Annotated in this window: 11 protein-coding genes, 1 tRNA gene and 1 pseudogene; 5 read left to right on the forward strand and 8 right to left on the reverse strand. The window is 71.2% G+C overall.

The features are described 5' to 3' along the window. Positions 1–12 precede the first annotated feature (12 nt). From ettA to SKED_RS19060, 6 genes are all read right to left on the reverse strand, one after another. On the reverse strand, positions 13–1,695 hold the full coding sequence (gene ettA / locus SKED_RS12125) for an energy-dependent translational throttle protein EttA (protein WP_012867452.1): 1,683 nt from the start codon (positions 1,693–1,695) through the stop codon (positions 13–15). Between the two features lie 204 nt (positions 1,696–1,899). Beyond that, positions 1,900–2,535: a single-stranded DNA-binding protein gene (locus SKED_RS19055; protein WP_012867453.1), complete on the reverse strand. Its 636-nt coding sequence runs from the start codon at positions 2,533–2,535 to the stop codon at positions 1,900–1,902. Between the two features lie 132 nt (positions 2,536–2,667). Next, positions 2,668–4,221: a GTP-binding protein gene (locus SKED_RS12135; protein WP_012867454.1), complete on the reverse strand. Its 1,554-nt coding sequence runs from the start codon at positions 4,219–4,221 to the stop codon at positions 2,668–2,670. A gap of 20 nt (positions 4,222–4,241) precedes the next feature. Further along, positions 4,242–5,897 (reverse strand): dynamin family protein, encoded by a 1,656-nt coding sequence (locus tag SKED_RS12140; RefSeq protein ID WP_012867455.1) that lies wholly within the window; start codon positions 5,895–5,897, stop codon positions 4,242–4,244. Between the two features lie 64 nt (positions 5,898–5,961). Next, complete coding sequence (locus SKED_RS12145; protein ID WP_012867456.1) at positions 5,962–6,909, reverse strand: tyrosine-protein phosphatase; 948 nt, start codon at positions 6,907–6,909, stop codon at positions 5,962–5,964. 193 nt (positions 6,910–7,102) lie between these two features. After that, positions 7,103–11,653: a DUF7927 domain-containing protein gene (locus SKED_RS19060; RefSeq protein WP_012867457.1), complete on the reverse strand. Its 4,551-nt coding sequence runs from the start codon at positions 11,651–11,653 to the stop codon at positions 7,103–7,105. A gap of 917 nt (positions 11,654–12,570) precedes the next feature. Between SKED_RS19060 and SKED_RS20915 the strand changes: the two genes are divergently transcribed. Next, positions 12,571–12,840 (forward strand): DNA-processing protein DprA, encoded by a 270-nt coding sequence (locus SKED_RS20915; protein ID WP_342626440.1) that lies wholly within the window; start codon positions 12,571–12,573, stop codon positions 12,838–12,840. 55 nt (positions 12,841–12,895) lie between these two features. Then, complete coding sequence (locus SKED_RS12170; protein WP_042438025.1) at positions 12,896–14,149, forward strand: AlbA family DNA-binding domain-containing protein; 1,254 nt, start codon at positions 12,896–12,898, stop codon at positions 14,147–14,149. Between the two features lie 75 nt (positions 14,150–14,224). Here the strand turns inward: SKED_RS12170 and SKED_RS20530 are convergent, their stop codons facing one another. Beyond that, positions 14,225–15,373: a hypothetical protein gene (locus SKED_RS20530; protein ID WP_012867459.1), complete on the reverse strand. Its 1,149-nt coding sequence runs from the start codon at positions 15,371–15,373 to the stop codon at positions 14,225–14,227. Between the two features lie 989 nt (positions 15,374–16,362). Between SKED_RS20530 and SKED_RS20970 the strand changes: the two are divergent. Beyond that, a pseudogene (locus SKED_RS20970) lies at positions 16,363–16,647 on the forward strand (tyrosine-type recombinase/integrase); the annotation flags it as partial. Beyond that, a complete protein-coding gene (locus SKED_RS12185) occupies positions 16,644–17,291 on the forward strand; it encodes a hypothetical protein (protein ID WP_012867460.1) in 648 nt (215 codons plus the stop codon). The pseudogene SKED_RS20970 and the gene SKED_RS12185, both read left to right, overlap by 4 nt. A gap of 92 nt (positions 17,292–17,383) precedes the next feature. On the opposite strand, the gene SKED_RS12190 is transcribed toward SKED_RS12185, so the two are convergent. Continuing rightward, a tRNA-Arg gene (locus tag SKED_RS12190) sits at positions 17,384–17,459 on the reverse strand. 78 nt (positions 17,460–17,537) lie between these two features. Between SKED_RS12190 and rnhA the strand changes: the two genes are divergently transcribed. Beyond that, positions 17,538–18,050, forward strand: coding sequence for a ribonuclease HI (rnhA, locus tag SKED_RS12195; protein ID WP_012867461.1), 513 nt, complete (start codon positions 17,538–17,540; stop codon positions 18,048–18,050). The last annotated feature ends 4 nt before the right edge of the window (positions 18,051–18,054 follow it).

Genomic DNA, 18,054 nt, shown 5'->3' on the forward strand with positions numbered 1-18,054 from the left:
CTGACGGACTGGTCAGTCTCGGGTGAGTTTCCGGTGCGTGACGCGGTGCGGACGCGCCGCGTCGGCGCCGAGACGCGAGACCTTGTTCTCCTCGTAGGAGGCGAAGTTGCCCTCGAACCAGTACCACGACGACGGGTTCTCCTCGGTGCCCTCGTAGGCGAGGATGTGCGTCGCCACCCGGTCGAGGAACCACCGGTCGTGCGAGACCACGACGGCGCAGCCCGGGAACTCGAGCAGAGCGTTCTCGAGCGAGCCGAGGGTCTCCACGTCGAGGTCGTTGGTGGGCTCGTCGAGCAGCAGGAGGTTTCCGCCCTGCTTGAGGGTGAGCGCCAGGTTGAGACGGTTGCGCTCACCACCGGAGAGCACACCGGCAGCCTTCTGCTGGTCCGGGCCCTTGAAGCCGAAGGCGGCCACGTAGGCGCGCGAGGGCATCTCGACGTTGCCGACCTTGATGTAGTCGTTGCCGTCGGAGACGACCTCGAAGAGCGACTTCTCGGGGTCGATGCCGCCACGAGACTGGTCGACGTAGGAGATGGTCACGGTCTCGCCGACCTTGAGCTCACCGCCGTCGAGGGGCTCCATGCCGACGATCGTCTTGAACAGGGTCGTCTTGCCGACACCGTTCGGGCCGATGACGCCGACGATGCCGTTCCGCGGGAGCGTGAAGGACAGGCCGTCGATGAGCGTGCGCCCGTCGAAGCCCTTGTTGAGGTCCTTCGCCTCGATGACGATCGCGCCGAGGCGCGGGCCCGGGGGGATCTGGATCTCCTCGAAGTCGAGCTTGCGGTGACGGTCCGCCTCGGCGGCCATCTCCTCGTAGCGCGCCAGGCGCGCCTTCGACTTGGTCTGGCGGCCCTTGGCGTTCATCCGGACCCACTCGAGCTCGTCCGCGAGACGCTTGGCGAGCTTCTGGTCCTTCTTGCCCTGGACCTTGAGGCGCTCGCCCTTCTTCTCGAGGTAGGTCGAGTAGTTGCCCTCGTAGGGGTACAGGCGTCCGCGGTCGACCTCGCAGATCCACTCCGCGACGTGGTCGAGGAAGTACCGGTCGTGGGTGACGGCGAGGATCGCGCCGGCGTAGGACGACAGGTGCTGCTCGAGCCAGAGCACGGACTCGGCGTCGAGGTGGTTGGTGGGCTCGTCGAGGAGGAGCAGGTCGGGCTTCTCGAGGAGCAGCTTGCACAGCGCCACGCGGCGGCGCTCACCACCGGAGAGCACCTTGACGTCGGCGTCCGGCGGCGGGCAGCGCAGCGCGTCCATGGCCTGCTCGAGCTGGGCGTCGAGGTCCCACGCGTCGGCGTGGTCGAGCGCCTCCTGGAGCTCGCCCATCTCGGCGAGGAGCGTGTCGAAGTCCGCGTCGGGCTCGGCCATCAGCGCCGAGATCTCGTTGAAGCGGTCGAGCTTTCCCTTGATCTCGGCGACGCCCTCCTCGACGTTGCCGAGGACGGTCTTCTCCTCGTTGAGCGGCGGCTCCTGCAGCAGGATGCCCACGGAGAAGCCGGGAGACAGGCGTGCCTCGCCGTTGGAGGGCTGCTCGAGGCCCGCCATGATCTTGAGGATGGTCGACTTGCCGGCACCGTTGGGGCCGACGACCCCGATCTTCGCCCCGGGGAGGAAGTTCAGCGTCACGTCATCGAGGATGACCTTGTCGCCGTGCGCCTTGCGCGTCTTGTACATGGAGTAGATGAACTCAGCCACTGGCTCTCTGTCGCCCCTCTGTGCTTCGGGTGCGCAGGCGGGTTCGCTCGCGCGCTGTTCTGGGGATCCCTGCCGCTCGCGGCACCACCGCCAGGACCCGGCGAGCGGAGTCCTGAGGTGTCGACGGCTGTCGACAGCCGCAGACGGGCGCCGGCAGGTGCCGACGGGTGCCGAGCGGTCCGACGGGATGCTCGACCCCCCAGCCTACGCGCTCATCGGCTGGTCCGTCTCGGGCGGTGCGGGCACCGGGCTCTCGCCGTCCGCGCCCGTGTCGTCTCCCGGGCCCGTCTGCTGCTCGGCGTCGCGGTCGCCGTCGGGCGCACCGGGCTCGACCGGGGCCCCGGTCGCCCAGGGGTCGTCCACGACGGTCAGGCCGGGTGCACCGAGACCGGCCGAGCCGGTCGACGTCCCCGGGCCTGCACCCGGACCAGGTGCCGCGCCCACGCCCCGTGAGGACGACGCGTCAGCAGCCGGGAGGTGCACGGTGTGGCGGAAGGTCGCCTGACCGCGGGTGAGGTCTGGCCCGAGCGCGTCCGCCTCGACCACCAGGGTGGTGCGGGGACCGTCCGGCGACTCCCAGGTCTCGGTCGCGAAGGTCCCGTGCACCACGACGGGGTCGGACCTGCGCAGCGACTCGGCCACGTTGACCGCGGCGGTCCGCCACGACTTCACGGTGTACCAGGTGGTGGCGCCGTCGACCCAGGCCTCCTGGGAGCGGTCGAAGTAGCGCTTGGTGCTGCCCAGCCGGAACACCGTGAACGACGTGCCGTTCTGGGTGACGACGTGCCGGGGCTGGGTCCCCACCCAGCCGGAGACGGTGATCTTCGTGTCGATGCTCATGCGTCCTCCAGGACCGTGGACGTCCCTGTCGGACGTCGGGAGGTCGAGCATCGCGCGGAGGCTGTCAGCGTGACAGGGACGAGGGCGCGCGCTGTGGACGAGCCCCTCGCGCTCCCCGGGTGTGGACGGGCGTCAGGCGCTCGGGGTCGCCCCTCGGCCAGCGCTGTCCCGGACCGAGAGGGCCGACTCGCGCACGGTGCGGTGCTCGTCGAGGACCGTCTGCGCCGGACGCGCGAGCGTCGCCTCGACCGAGGTGCGCAGCGCGGAGAGGGCGGCGGACCGGACGGTCTCCGCCCGCTCCTCGGCCGCGGCGGACCGCACCCGAGACCCGACCAGGAGCAGGACGACCGCGACGAGCCCGGCTGCCACGGCAGCAGCGGCACCGATCGCCGCGAGGGTCTGGTCGAGGTCGAGGACCTCGGTCACCACGAGGACCGCGAAGACCACGGCGAGCGCCGCGACGCCGAGGACCCACCAGGCGGCGGTCCGCAGGCTGCGGGCGCGCGCGGACGGCGTCGCGTCGACCGGGACGTCGTCGAGGGAGGCGAGCAGGGACGCGGAGAGCGACTCCTGGTCCGGCACGGCGTCGTCGACGGACTGCGCCCACGCCGGGCGCATGCCGTCGGTGACCTTGCTGAGCCACCGGCTCCGGATCACCCGGACGGCGGACTCCTGCGGGCTGCGGAACTGGGGCGCGCGGCCCGCGGCACGGCCGGACCGCACGCTCGCACGCACGTCGTCGGCGACCGCCTGCACGCCGACGGCGACCGCGACACGGTCGACCTCGCCGGAGACGAGCGGGGCGACCTCGACGAGGACGTTCGGCGGGACCTCCTCGGCGATCCGGCGACCCTCGCGGTCGAGCTCGTCCGCGAGACGGCGCGCGGCGACGCTGCGCCGGCTCACCGCGTCGCGCAGGGTCTCGCGGAGCTCGTCGATGCCCTCGCCGGTGCGCGCGGACACCGCGCGGACGTCCACCCCGACGAGGCCGTCCTCGCGCAGCAGGCGGGACACGTCGGCGACCAGTGCGTCCCGACCGGACGCGGCGACGGTGTCGATCTGGTTGAGCACGACGATCATCGAGGCCTCTGCGCCCACGAAGGACTGCAGGTACCCGGCGTGGAGCGCCTCGTCGGCGTACTTCTGCGGGTCGACCACCCAGATGAGGAGGTCGACGAGCGGCAGGATGCGGTCGACGATCTCGCGGTGCGCCGAGGCGATCGAGTCGTGGTCGGGGAGGTCCAGGAGGATCAGGCCCGCGAGGGGGGCCTCCTCGGCGCCGTCCAGCTCGGAGTCCCGGCTGATGCGGCGCTCGGGGTCGACCTCGAGCCAGTCCAGCAGCGGGGTCGCGTCGTCGCTCCACGAGCACGCGGTGACGCGGGCCGTGGTGGGACGCCGGACGCCGACGTCCGCGAAGGTCAGCCGGGAGACGGCGTTGAAGGTGCTCGACTTGCCCGACCCGGTCCCGCCGGCGAGCGCCACGATCGTGTGGTCGACGCCGAGCGCGAGACGCTCGTCGGCACCGGACAGCACCGCTCGGGCGTGCTCGGCCACCTGCGGGTCGAGCCTGCCGCCCGCGACCTCGAGGGCGCGCCGGAGGTTGGCGACGTGCTCGGTGTACCGGGCGCCGTCGGTCGCGTCGGCGTCGGCTGCCCGACGGGCGGGACGGGTCTCGGTCGAGGTCACGGGGTGCTCCTGGGGAGTGGTCATGTCAGCTGGGCCAGCTCGGCGAGCCGGACGCGCAGCCCGATCGCTGCGTCGTCGGCGAGGGCGGGGTGGTCGAGCGCGGCGAGGACCGGCAGCGCCTGCGCGAGGACGGCAGCCTCGGCGGCGTCGGCGAGACGGCTCGTCACCTCCGGGCTGAGGTCGCGCCCGTCGTTGCCGAGCAGCCGGCCCAGGAGGTCCTCGGCCGGCGCGAGCCCGACCGCCGAGGCCAGCAGGACCGCCGTGAGCCCGTCGCGCCCGAAGGCACGGACCGCCGAGGCGTTCTGCTTGCCGACGGCGACGTCGACGCGCTCGATGTCGGCCCGGGCCGCCTCGACCCACGCGTCGACGGCCTGCTGCGCCGCCGCGTCGTCCTGCGCCTCGGTGACCTCGGGGACGAGCCCACGTCCTCCCGGGAGTGCCTCGAGGGCGTCCCGGAGAGCAGAGCGTGCGTCGTCGGTGGCCACCGTGAGGATCGCGGTCGCGGCCTCCCGGACGGTGTCGGTCAGACCCTGGAGGTGCTCCTCTCGAGACCGTCCGCGCCGCGCGGAGCCGCGTGCCACGCCGGACCGCGAGATCGACTTGTCGAGCCGCGCGGGCTCGGAGACCTGTGACCAGCGGGTCTCGACCGCGCCGAGCGCCAGACGCCCCGACTCGACCACCAGGCGGGTGGCCTGGGCGACCTGCGGCAGCGCCGCCTCGGTGGCGATCCGCAGGCGGACGGCCGCGGTGTGCTGCGCCTCGACGTGCTCGCTCAGCTCGTCGACCCAGGGCGGGAGCGCCGCGAGAGAGCCGCGGAGCGTCCGCAGGATGACCGAGCGGGCACGGTCTGCCCCGCCGAGGGTGCGCAGCCAGCGCTCGATGGGCGCGACCGACGACGCGTCGAGGAGGCCCTCGTGGGGACCGGCGTCGGGCACCACGAACAGCGGGGCGCTCTCCATGCGGTGCTCGCGGAGCCGGTTGAGCAGGTCACCGCGCACGGTCGTCAGCGAGGCCTTCGGGGCGCGGTTGAGCACCATGGCGACGGTCGCGCCACGCTCCATCGCTCCCTCGAGGGTGCGCCAGGGCAGCGCGTCGCCGTAGCGGGCCGCGGTCGTGACGAACAGCCAGAGGTCGGCGCCCTCGAGCAGCCGGCTCGCGGTCTCGCGGTTCTCGTCGAGCACGGAGTCGAGGTCGGGGGCGTCGAGCAGCGCGATGCCGCGCGGGACGTTGACGTTGGCGACCGACCGGACCGTCGCCACGAGCGGTGTGCCCTCGATGATCTCGGCGTCCTGCGGGTTGTAGACCACGACAGGCTCGCGGGTGGTCGGGCGGATGACCGACGCCTCGGAGACCTCCTCGTGGAGGAGAGAGTTGAGCAGGGTCGACTTCCCGGCGCCGGTCGAGCCGGCGATCACGACGACCGCGGGGCTCGAGAGCTCCTTGAGGCGCGGGAGGAGGTGGTCGTCGAGCTGGTCGACGAGGCGCGAGCGCTGGCCGGCTGCGTCGTCGGCGCCGTCGATCGCGAGCGGCAGCTCGACGGCCGCCACGTCGCGGCGGAGGTCGGTCACCACGTCGAAGACGGTGACGTGCGGCTCGGCGGCGTCGGCGCTCGCCCCGGTGGTCCCCTGCGACGGGCCTGCCGACCCCTGGGACTGACGACCGCTGCTGATGCTCACCCGACGATTCTCGCCCGCAACGGTGGTCAGGCCAAACGCGCGCGCCGGGTGAGGGCCGACGACCTCAGACGGTGGTGGCACCCGTGGACGTCAGCCTGGCACGGAGGGCATCCACGATGTCCGGTTCGCCGCAGACGGCCCGGGCGTACCCCTCGACCGAGCCGTAGGCCTCCTCGACGGCGTGCAGCGCGGTCTCGAGGTACTCGGGCCGGACGGTGGTCACGGCGTCCCAGAAGGCCGGGTCGAGGCCGGGGACGTCGGGCAGCGTCGCCGCGAGCGTCGTGGCAGACGCCGCCGAGCGCAGGTACTCCGCCATGACGTCCTCCGGTGCGACGCCGCACAGGAGCTGGACCACCGCGACGACCCAGCCGGTCCGGTCCTTGCCTGCCGAGCAGTGGACGAGCACGGCGCCCTGCTCGTCGGCGATGGTGCGCAGCGCTCCGGCGACCGCCGCGTGGGCGGCAGGGTCCGTGGCGAACCCGGCGTAGAGGCGCAGCATCACGGACCTCCCCGCAGCCGCGGGGTCCCCTGCACCGACGAGCTGCTTGACGAGCGCGAGCGGGTCGGCCACCGCTCCCCCGTCGCCCGAGGCGTCAGAGGTGTCGGCGCCGGGCGAGGGGCTCGTACCGCCGAAGGGGAGCCGGACCTGGCGGGCCCCGGGCGGGAGGCGGTCGGCGCCGTCGCGGGCGATCTCGTCGTCGCCGCGCAGGTCGAGGACCGCGGTGACGCCGAGGTCGGCGACCGCGTCGACCCCGGCGGGGTCGAGCCGGCTCAGGGAGGCGGAGCGGAGCAGCACCCCGGGACGGAGCAGCACCCCCGGACGGAGCCTTGCGCCGCCGTCTGCGCCCGAGGCACCGACGTCGCGGACGTTCCAGGTCCCCGGGACGTCGAGACCGGGGCCACCGGCCTCGAGAGGTGCAGCCGTCTCGGTGGCGCTGGTCGTCTGGTCCGTCGCGCCGGTGGTGCCGGCGGTTCCCGTGGTGCCGGTGGTCGTCCCCGTGGTGCTGTGCATGGCTGCTCTCTCCTCCGCCGGTCTGGAGCACCCACCATGGCACGGGAGGTGACCGGTGAGTAGCCGAGACGGCTCCGTCACGGTGCTCTGCGGGCCCAGACCGGTGCGCTCGGCCCGGCACGCAGACGACGGGTCTCGGAGACTGCGCTCCTCGACCCGCCGCCTGCGTCCTGGGACCGGTACCGCTGCCGCGCTACAGCTGATCGCTCCGACGCAGGCCGTCGGCGGCTCCGCGTCGGCGGCGCGGGGCCACCAGCATCGCGCCGAGCACGAGCAGCCCCGCACCGAGGAGCACGGTCGCCCCGAGCTCCGGGCCGGTCCTGGGCAGGTACCACGGCCCCTGCCCGACCGTGGTGCCACCACCGGTCACCGTGACGGGCGCCGCAGGCGTCGTCGGCGGGACGACGACCGGCGGGTTGGCGTCGCAGTCAGGTGTGGCCGGCGGGTACACCAGCGTCGACCCGGTGGACGGGTTGACCCTCACCTCGACGACGGTCTCGCCGCGGAGCTCGTAGAACGGGGCAGACGGGTCGAGGACCCACGTGCCGTCGCCCTGCTGCGTCCACCCGGGCCACGCGACGGGGTCGCCCTCGGCGTCGACCGCCGCACCGGGCCACAGCTGCTCGCCGGTGATGGTGTCACCGGGCACCCAGCCCTCGGGGACGTCGACGCGGTCCACCTGGGAGGCGCCGTCCGCGAGGATCGCGGCGGTGTCGGACGCGTCGATCAGGGGGTCACGGTCCTCGTACGCCGCCGCGGTCCACCAGACGAGCGCGACGACCGGCTGGGCCTCGACCCGCGAGGGGGTGAGCTCGTAGCGCACGTACGGGGTGTCGTTCACGCAGACCGCGAGCGCCTGTACCGCGACCGACCGCACGAGCACGGTGTCCGTCGCGCAGTTGTCGTCCGGGTGCGCCTCGGTGCCCTCGGAGGTCACGCACGCGGTGTTGACGAGGTCTTCGTGCGCTCCCCCGGGAGCGACCCGCGGGACGTCGCCGACGACCACCGAGTAGGTGAAGGTCGAGACGGAGCCCGGCTCGAGGTCACCGTCGGAGGTCGCGACGAGCACGCCGTCGACCACGTCGCCGGTCCACCCGTCGGGGACCACGAGGCTGTCGTCGACGTAGTCGACCGCGTCCGGCAGCGGGTCGGTGAGCGTCGCCCCGGCGACCGGGTCGACGCCGACGTCGGTGACCTCGACCGTGTAGGTGACCTGCTCGCCCTTGCCGGAGTCGACCGCGTCGTCGACGAGCCCGTCGTGGGTCTTGGCGACCGACAGGTCGACCTCGCCCGTCGGGTGGTCGGTCTCGCAGTCGTCGGCGGCAGGGTCGTCGAGGAGCGCCTGGACGAAGGCGGCGTCGGCGAGGTCGTTCCCGAGCGGCGGCACCTCTGCCGGGCAGCGTCCGCCCGGTGTGCTGACGGTCACCACGTTGTGGAGGGAGCCGGCGGTGTCGACCTCGGAGACGAGCACCGAGTACTCGACGGTCGCCTCGCCGGCGTCGACCAGGAGGTCGGGGACGAGCCACGTGAGCTGCTGGGTCTCGGGGTCGTAGGTGAGGCTCGGGTCGAGGGGGTCGACGAGCGTGGCGTCGTCGAGGACGTCGCCGAGGTCGTCGACGGCGGTGGCGCCGGTGACGTCGACCGCGCCGTCGTTGGTGGCGTGGAGCGTGTAGGTGACGGTCTGCCCCTCGACGACGGCGGCGCCGTCGCCGGGGTCGCTCGACTTGGACAGCAGCCACGAGGGCGGCGGGGTGGCGTCGTCGTTGACGAAGACGCAGGTGGCGGAGTCGAGCGGTGCCAGGGACACCGACGTCGCGGGGACGTAGCTGTCACCCGGGCCGGTGCTGCACTCGAGGGAGGTCCGGTCGTACCCGCCCGGTCCGTTCTCGGACAGGTCGTACACGGTGCCGGGACGGACCTGGACGGTGACGCCCTCGGTCGAGCCCGTCACTCCCTCGGCGACGACGTCCTCGGGGACCTCGCCGGTCGGGGTCGCGGTGAGCGTCCAGTCGGAGGGTCCTGCCGTGCCGGTGTCGTCGTTGACGACCTGCTTGACCAGGGTGAGGGTCGCGGACTGGTTGAGCGAGGTGCACCGGACCCGGAAGCCGAGGGGGACGGTGACGCCGCCGTTGATGCCGTCGTTGAACCCGGGGACCACGGTGCCGTCCTCGGTGACCTGCTCGCACTGCCAGGAGCCCGTCGAGGGAGGGACGAGCACCGCTCCCGGTCGGACGGTCTGCACGTAGCGTCCGTCGCCGGACTCCACGAGGGGGTAGCGCACGCCCGGGGTGACCAGGGCTGTCGCGCCAGGAGTTCCCGTCGCACCGGACGGACCGGGGAGGGACCCGTCCGGTGCGACGGCGTCGAGGGCCCATGCCGTGGGCAGGGCCGGTCCGCCGGCCACCTGCTTGACGAGCGTCAGCTCGGCCTCGCAGGTGACGGTGTTGGTGACCGTGTAGTGGTTGTCCTCGTCGCCGGCGGCGAGGGTCACGGTCGACGGGAGCGGGAGGTCGACGGTCTCGCCGTCGTGCTCGGTGATCCGTGACCCGGTCACCTCGCAGAGGTCGCGGCCGCTGATCGTGGTGGTCTCGTCGACGGAGACGGTCGCGCCCTCCACGTAGCCCGTGCGGGGTGCCGACCAGCCCTGGTCGGTCCCGTCGAGGGTGAGGGCCGCGTCGAGCCCGATGGGCTGGTTGCCCTGCGTGTAGGTGGTCCCGTTGACCACCCACTCCTTGTCGACGGTGAGGCTCGCCTGCGGCTGCGGTGCCCGGTTGTAGACCGTGCAGGTGATGGCAGCGGTGGCGGGCGCGTCGACGCTGAAGGCGAGCGGGTCGACCGGGTCGTTCGTGACGGTGACCGGGTCGCCCGAGGCGATGTCGGTGCAGACCGCGCGTGCCTCGCCCTGCGTGACGAGCGTGTAGCCGTCCTGCTGCTGCTCGGCGATGGTCACGGTCGCGCTCGACGAACCACCCGCGTACCGGAGCGGGAAGTTCACCGCGCCGGTCCCGGCCACGGTCGTCCCGGTCTGGGTGGTCGGCGTGACGCCGGGGGTCGTGGTGCTCGCGTCGAAGGTCCAGCCACCCGCGGGGCGGGCGCCGGTGACGACCTCGCCGGTGGTGCTCGACGGCACCACCTGCTTGACGACGCTCACCGAGCCGTTGCACGCGCCGAGGGCCAGGGCCCGCAGCGCCTCGCCGGCCTCGGCGTAGTCGTCGGTCTGGTAGTAGTCCGAGCCGCCTGAGGGCCCGGAGATCGCCCGCAGGTTGTCGGGCGCCCCGCCGATGCCGTCGCCGACGCCGACCGCGATGACGCGGGTGCCCTCGGCCTTGACCGCGTTGGCGGAGAAGATGCCGTTCTCGACCTCGCGGAACCGGGTGAGGTCCCCCGGGCCCTCGTGGGCCGCGTAGACGGTGGGGTTGCCGTCGGTCAGGACGACCGCGACGTCGAAGGGGGTTGCTGACGCGGCGACCTGGTAGAGGCCGCGGTCCCAGTTGGTGTCGAAGCCGGCGGTGTAGGTGGCGATCCGGTTCTTCACGGTGTCGGCACCTGCGGTGGTCGACACCGGGGTGAGCCCGAGGTTCGCGCCGGTGGCGGCGGGGGCGTTGTCCGCGAAGGTGAAGAGCGCGACCGAGCTGGGGGTGCCGGTGAGCGAGTCGACGAATCCCGACGCAGCGCTGCGCATCGCGGCGATGTAGCGCCCGACCGAGCCGGACAGGTCGACCACGAGGGCGACGCGCAGGCCGCACTGCGGCGGGAGCCCTGGGTTCGCCAGGGAGCTCTGCCAGATGCCGCCCGAGGCGGTGAAACCACGTCCCGAGCTCACCATGAAGTCGGCGGTCGACGTGTAGGTCAGCCCACCGCGCAGACGGTCTCCCGTGCGGAACTGGTAGGTCTGGGAGGTGGTGTCTCCGCCGATCGCCAGCGTGGGGCTCGCGAAGTAGCCGCCGGGCGCGGCGCCGGCCTGGCGGACCCAGAACCGGGCGTCGCGGTTCGCGCCGCCGTCGCCGGTCTCGGGGACCACGAAGCTGCAGTCGCCGCTCGCGTCCGACACGCACGTGGCCCACGGCTCGGTGCGCGGCGTCGTGGCACCGCCAGCACCGCCGTCGAAGAGCTGGAGGGTGACGCCGGCGAGCGGCGAGACCTGGGTGACGGACGTGCGGATCCCGCCCACCTTGACGGTGACGACCGACTGGGTGGTGGTGGGGTCCGGCACGACGGCCGGGACGACGTCGTCGGCGAGCGTCTCCTCGGCCGGTGCTGCGGCACGGGCGGCAGGGCTGGTCTCGTCGGTGGGCTCCGGGTCGGGGTCGCTCGTCGGGTCCTCGACCACGGTCTCCTCGGGAGACTCCTCGGCCGGGGTCTGCGTGGCGGGGGTCTCGGGGGTCTCTACGACCGGTGGCTCGACCGCGGGAGGCTCCGGGACGACGGGTGTCTCGGGCTCGGGGACCACGGGAGCGGCCGGCTCCTCGGACGGCGCGGGGACCTCGGGGACGGACTGCTGCTCCTCAGGTGGTGCGACCGCGTCTGCCCCGGGGTCGACCACCGTCGTCTGCGACGGGTCGACGGCCGCGAGCTCCTCCGGGGTCGGTGCGGGCGCCGTGCTGCGGGCCGCCTGCGACGGGTCGGTCTGCTCGGCCGACGACGCCAGCGCGGGAGGGAGAGCAGCGCCGCTCACCAGCCCGCCGAGCACGAGCGTCGGCACCAGCACGAGCGCGACCCGCGCCCTCGGTACCAGGGCGCGCACCGCCCGGAGGCCCGACGGGCCTGCACTTCGCGTTCGTGTCTTCATGATCGACCTTCCCCAGCGACGACGCCCAGGTCGACGGTGACCTGGGGGTGATGAGCTCTCTGCCGCCGACGCTAGGCCGGGAAACCCCTCTCACCTGCGGGAAGAACCACCAACCACCCCGCCGCTCACCCCAATTGCACCCGCTGACACCGGGCCGCGATCTCGGGCTCGCCTGCCACCTGCTCCCGCTCTCACCCCCGAGGCCGCGGACGGGCCACCCGGCCCGCGCGACGAAGCCACCCTGGCCGGGAGCGAGACTCACCCCGGGGCCGTTCTGGCCTCACCCCGGGGTGCTTGGGTGAGGGGCGGGCTCACCCACGGCCGACGGCAGCGCGGGGGCGGGCGGCGGTGGTCGGGCGGCGGTCGTGGGGCGGCAGGGCCGGGGCACGGTGGGGCGGAGGCCTCGGAGCATGGCTATGGCGAGGTAGCGACGTGCGCCGGGACCCGTGGAGCGAGCAGGCGCCTCTTGCGAGGGAGCCACCTCGGAGGGCTCACGGGTGCGGGACAGGCGGATCCGGTGCCGCCGGACGGCCTCCTCGGCGGACGGCTCCCGGCGGTGCACGGACGGGTCGTACGATCGGTGCCCCTCCGCAGGAGTTTGAGAGCTCGGCTCGGCTCGGCTTGGCTCGGAAGACCGTGGCTTCTCGCCTGTCGCGGGTGCCCACAGGCGTAGAGGCCGACCCTCCGAGCCCTCGGTGACCAACTCTCGCGGCCGTGTGGTGCGCGCGCCTCTATCCGTCCGGTAGCCACGAGCTGCTCGAACGAGTCAGAGGCACCGACCTACTCGTCAGTGAGACGGCGCCCGGCGCGGCGCCAGGTGGCGGTTCCTCACCCGCAACCGCATCCTCGACGCCCTCTCCGGGGCTACCGTCATCGTGGAGGCTGGCGATCGCTCCGGCTCCCTCAATGTCGCTGCGCGCGCCGCGCTTCTTGGCCGCCCGGTCGGCGCCGTGCCCGGCCCGGTAACCAGTGCCGCCAGCTCCGGCACGCACCGGCTCCTGCGCGAAGGCTTCGCCTCCCTCGTCACGGACAGCACCCACGTCACGGCCCTCCTCGACCCGCCCGCAGACGGCGGTGAGCGGGTGTTCGAGCGTGACTCAGGCATCGCTCGATCCGCGCCCCAGCAAGGGCATGCCCTGTAGGTAGCCGACGATCGGCAGGACCGTCCGCTACCTTGGCGATCTCTACACTCAAAACATGACTTTCACCGCTCTGCACCGTGCCCTCGGGCTCGCTCCTGGACCGCTAACGGATGACCTGCTCGATGCGGCGGTGAGCACTGGAGTCGTGGAGACCAACGACTTGGACTGGAAGTCAGAGTTGCCGCCGGCGAAGGGTCTACCGCAGACGGACTTCCCCAAGGACGTCGCGGCGATGGCGAACAGTGGCGGCGGCGTCATCGTGTTCGGTGTACGTGAGTCGCAGAAGGCCGCGACAGATCGGGTCGATATAGGTGAGTTTGATGAGGCCTATGAACGATCCCTGCGATCCGCAGCGATCACCGCCATCTCGCCGCCAGTCTTCGGTCTCAACGTGCACCGTCTCGGAACGGAGGGCACCCGCGCTGTGGTCGTGGAAGTACCGGCAAGTGTCGACGGACCGCACCTGATCTACCGCAACGACTACTTCGGCGCTCCTGTGCGCAACGACTCCGACACCGTGTGGATGAAGGAACGCCAGATCGAGGCGATGTACCGAGCTCGGTTCGACGAGCGTCGGCACGCGACCGAGGCGTTGGATTCCCTGTACGGCGAGGCCGCAGCAGGCAGGGATTCTGACAAGCGCGCCTGGCTGGTCGCAGTCGCCCACCCCCGTGTCCCTCGGCTCCACGAACGCCTGACGCGCGACGGCGCGCGCGATGTGCTGACCAAGGCCGAAGGTCTGGCCCTGTTCTATGCCGGACGTGGCGGCGTGCATCCGCTGGAGAACGTTGACCTGCACAATCCGCGACCGGGGCTACGTCGCTGGGTTGCCGTCAACACCGCGACAGACGATCGATCGCTGTGGAGGGAAGCGTGGGCGAGCCTTCATCACGACGGATCAGTCACGCTCGCGGCCGCGGTCGGTAGCCACCGCTTGAGTAGCGACGGATTCTTCGAGGGCTCCCAGATTCAGTCGGCAGCGGTCGAGTGTGGCGTCGCTGACCTCATGGCCCTCATCCGCGCGACCGCCGCGGCGACGGGCAACGACGAGTACGACGTGCGCGTGGGGATCGAGTGGGCCGGCTCCGAGTCCCTGAGCATCTTGACGGTGGACAACTTCGGCTACTCCTACGGCGGCGTCTCCACCCCGCTGCACCGCTACACACCGGTCGAGACCGCCGTGAACGCGGCGGCGGCCGACCTGGACTTCTACTGGCACGTTCACGACCTCGCTCAGGACTGCGTGAACCAGGGCGGTGTCTCGAACGTGCTGATGATTCAACCGCCTGCCCGAGACGAGTCGGCGTAGTCGCGGCTCCCCGCGTGCGCCGCACCGAGCCAGACTCGCTTCGGCTCGGTGCGGCGCACGGTTCGTTCTTGTCGCCTATGCGGCGAGGCGCGCTGCCACCGGCACCAGAGCCCAGTCCCGTACGCTCCTGCCCTCAGCGAAGCGCCACTCCACACCGCACTGATCACACAAGATCCGCACGTCGTGCTCGCGGAAGCCCGGGATGTTGTCGTGCTCTTCGACGATCGTCCCGTCCCCGCAGGGGCAGATGAACTCATAGCGCTCTACCGTTCCAGAACCAGCGCCCCAACCGCCGTGGTCGTGTGCGTCACCGCTGATCCGTTCGGTACGAATAGGTGCCGGCGACGGCTCCGTCCGCATCCATTCGGCGATCGAGGTGACCACGGCGTCGTAGGCCTCCGGCGAGTGCGAGACCTCGTGGAAGATCACCAGCAACTCGCCGGCGGTGCGAGCGACGCGGTGGTCGCTGTCGCGAACGCCAGCCGAGTAGTCGCCCGCGAGGTCGCCCACGACGTCGTTGCGGCCGACCTGCTGAACGAGCCAGTCGTGGAACGGAGCCGACTCGATAACCGGTTCCTGCCGGACCCAGTTCTCGGTGATGAGCTCGCCGGCGGCTGCCTGCGCGAGCCCGGCGCGCAGGTGCTCGTACCCGGCAGGACGGTAGTAGTCGGTCTGCGGTTGGGTTTGCCCAGTACCGACCATGCGGCGCACGTAGTCGTGCTCACGCTCGGAAACGCCGATCAGGAGGTTCGGACCGTCGCGGTCCGGGTCCGTGATCGGGAGCCCGAGGGCTGCTGCTGCCCAGATCAATCGGCCGTTGGAAACGTAGGAGCAGTGGGGGCTGAGGAACCACTCCGCGGTGTGCTTCAAGGAGTAACTGCCGACCTCAGGGGTCGAGGTGCCCGAGACGGGTGTGAACATCCGGAGCATGTCTACGATGAGCGCGAGCTGGATGTAGTCGGTCTTGCCATCGAAACGCCATGGCGAATCCGAACGGACGCCGTTCTCGCCTAAAACGGGACCGCCGCCATCTGAGCCGACCAGCTCGTGATCGCTGAGGGCAGCGATGAGCCGCCGTGCGCTGACCCGTGGGCCGAGGAGCCCTTGGGCCAGCGGGGCACGCATCTGCCGCAGCGCGGCGGTGTACTTCGTGCCGGTGAAGGTGGACCAGGCCCGCGCATCCTGTTGGAGCGCGCGAGTCGGAGTGCTGTCGTTGGGAGTCATCTCAATCTCTTGTTCCGGGCTGTGCACCCCACGCCTACCAGCCCTGTGACATGAGAAGGATCTCGAACCAACAGGTGCTGCGCTTCTGAATCCCGCATTGGCGGTTGTCCTCGGCGTCTTCTTCGCGTGGGGAGTCAGACTCGGAGACAGGCAGTCCAGACTGCCCTCTCAAAGCGTACCGGGGAGGGTTCTGCAAGTCCATCTAGTGAGGCCGCGGGCTCGCTTGGTGACATGACCGCGACGACGGCTGCGGTCCGCCGCTAGGCGGCCGCTTGCCTTGCGTGCTTCGGTTCAGGGCCGAGGGCGGTTGCCCACGGCTCAGCCTCGTTGAGGGCGGATCCATCAAGGCGGCGGCGCGGGCTTTAATGAGCGCCCGCCGCATCTCCAGCGGCATGGTGCTGGTGGCTCCGGGGATGAGTCCGGCGATCAGCCGCGGTGCTTTGCGGGCACGCCCCGCCCCTGCCGGGCCTGCCTTCGCGCGGGTGACTCGGTAGTGCTGGATGGCGGCGATGCCGCCAGCGTCCCCGAACCCTCGCGCCTGGACCAGGCGGGCAGCAGGGTCTCGACGTGTTGCTGGTTCGCCTCGGCATGGCGCAACTCAGCGGTCAGCGCTCCTAAGTCGCGTAAGGCGATCGCGTCGTCTGCGTTGTCGTCGCTGAGCCCGAAGGAATGGATCAGCGGCGCCCGACCGTCGTGTTGTGCGGAGGCGGCCGCCAGCGTCCCTTGCTCTGCTGCGAGCTGTGTGATCGAAGACCAGGTGTCCTGCTTGGCGCTGATCGTCTCGTGCGTAGAGAGTTCGGCGCTGACGCGCTTTGCACCTTGAAAAGCAGCGTCCCGGCAGTGGCCTCCTCGTTGTCGCCAGGATGCGGGCCGTCATGGGCGGGGGCGGGCTTGTCGGCGGCGACGAAGGTGACGTTCTGCTCGCGGCCGCGGCCCGCGGCCGATAACCTGCTCCATCGCCGCGTCAGGATGTCCGACGGCAGCCCGGGGGCCTCGTGTTCCCATCGTCGGCCGGCACGCTGCACGTCCCGAACAATGCGCGGAAGACCTGGCGCAAGATTCGCGAGGAGGCCAGTTTCGGGTGGGTCACCGTACACACCTTTCGGCGCACAATCACTATGCTGGCCGACGCCGAGGCTGACCTGCGGTCCGCGTCTGAGCAGCTGGGACACGCAGGCCAAGACATCACCCAGCGGCTGTACGTCCAGAAGACCCACCAGGGGCCCGCCGTCCGCGCGGTGTTCGACACCTTCGTCACCCGGAGCACATCTTGAGCGAGACCATCCAGGCCGTAGCAATCACAGGGCTCGTGTCCCTCTTGGCGACCTACGTCGGACCGTTCTTCTCCGCCCGAGCGAATCGCAAGCAGGAGGCGACCACTCGCCGTCGACAGACCGCTTCGGAACTCCGCCCTCTGGCGGTCTCCGCCCTCGTGCTCTCCCGTCGGACTGTCACGTTGACGCAGAAGGAGTTCTCTGCGCTTGAGGGTGGGCAGGCCTTGCTCGATACCTTCGATGGACTGACTGTCGATGGCAGGAGCGCGCTCCGCGAAGCACGAGCAGAAGTGAAGGTGGCGCTGACCGAGCTGGAACTCTCAACAGATGACCCATCGATCACGCAGGCAGTCGTGTCTCAGCGGCTGGCACTGGAGATGCTCGAACTCATGGTCACCCGGGCACGTCAGCTGTTTCGCGCGAACGTCGCCAACAACGGAGTCTTGACGGATGCACTCACGGAAGTCACGGCGGAGGTCCCTGAACTCATCGACACCGCCACAGTTTCCGTGCACACCACCAGCGCCGTGCTTCAAAAGTTGACAGCGCTGGACCCCTCGGAGAAGGAACCAAGTGCAGCCACGAGGCAGCTCCTCCAAGAGACTCGGGATCTCTTGCTCCGTGCTGAGCAAGTCCGCCTCTAGGAATAACGGGGATTTTCCGGGGACTTCGGATCTTTGGACGGACATCACCAGGGACGTCAGTTGAACATACGTGCAGGTCAGACCTACTTTCTTGGTGCCCCCGACAGGACTCGAACCTGCGACCTAGAGATTAGAAGGCTCTTGCTCTATCCACTGAGCTACGGAGGCACCTGAATCCTATGCGAGACCTGGGAGGCTGGGCACGTCGCCGCTCCGGGCGCGGACCAGCCCTGAGATGATGGGCGCATGACGCAGCACTCCCCCACCACGACCGAGCCGAGCACCGAACCGAGCACCGACCCCAGCACCGAGGCGGACTCGGCCGTCGAGATCTGGACCGACGGAGCCTGCAAGGGCAACCCGGGCGTCGGCGGGTGGGGCGCGTGGCTGCGCGCCGGCGGGCACGAGCGCGAGCTGTTCGGCGGCGAGACCGTCACGACCAACAACCGCATGGAGCTCACCGCGGTCATCGAGGCGCTGCGCGCCCTCAAGCGCCCGTGCGTGGTGAACCTGCACGTCGACTCGACCTACGTGATGAACGGCATGTCGAAGTGGATCGCCGGCTGGAAGCGCAACGGGTGGCGCACGGGCGACAAGAAGCCCGTCAAGAACGTCGACCTCTGGCAGGCCCTCGACGAGCAGGTCGCCCGGCACACCATCACCTGGACCTGGGTCAAGGGCCACTCCGGCGACGTCGGCAACGAGAAGGCCGACGAGCTCGCCAACCGGGGCGTCGCCGAGGTGCGCGCCCGCGGCTGAAGCG

Source organism: Sanguibacter keddieii DSM 10542, from assembly GCF_000024925.1.
Lineage (GTDB): Bacteria > Actinomycetota > Actinomycetes > Actinomycetales > Cellulomonadaceae > Sanguibacter > Sanguibacter keddieii.